Annotated in this window: 1 protein-coding gene; it reads right to left on the bottom strand. The window is 81.9% G+C overall.

The features are described from left to right. Positions 1-282 (bottom strand): hypothetical protein (locus tag SJ20_RS12300; RefSeq protein ID WP_044659414.1); only part of this gene is annotated, 282 nt, incomplete at both ends.

Below are 282 nucleotides of genomic sequence, written 5' to 3'. Positions count from 1 at the left end.
CGAAGGGCACGAAGGGCCGTCTGCCGCAGGCCAAGCGCGTGCTCGAGGGCCTCGAGGGCGAGACGCTCGAGGACCTCGGCGGCCCCGAGGCGAAGCAGCGCGACGGCGGCCGCGGACGGGGTCGCGAGGGCGGCCGGTCCCGCGACGGCGAGCGCGGCGGCCGAGGCCGGGGCGGGCGCTCCGGCGAGGGCCGTGACCGGGCGCGCGGCGGAGGCCGTGGCGAACGGAACCGGGGCGGCCGCTCCGGCGAGGGCCGTGACGATGCACGCGGCGGAGGCCGCG

It is taken from the genome of Micrococcus sp. MS-ASIII-49, assembly GCF_000946635.1.
Lineage (GTDB): Bacteria > Actinomycetota > Actinomycetes > Actinomycetales > Micrococcaceae > Micrococcus > Micrococcus luteus.
Note: the sequence above shows the minus strand (reverse complement) of the source record. Positions and strands in the feature narration are given on the sequence as shown.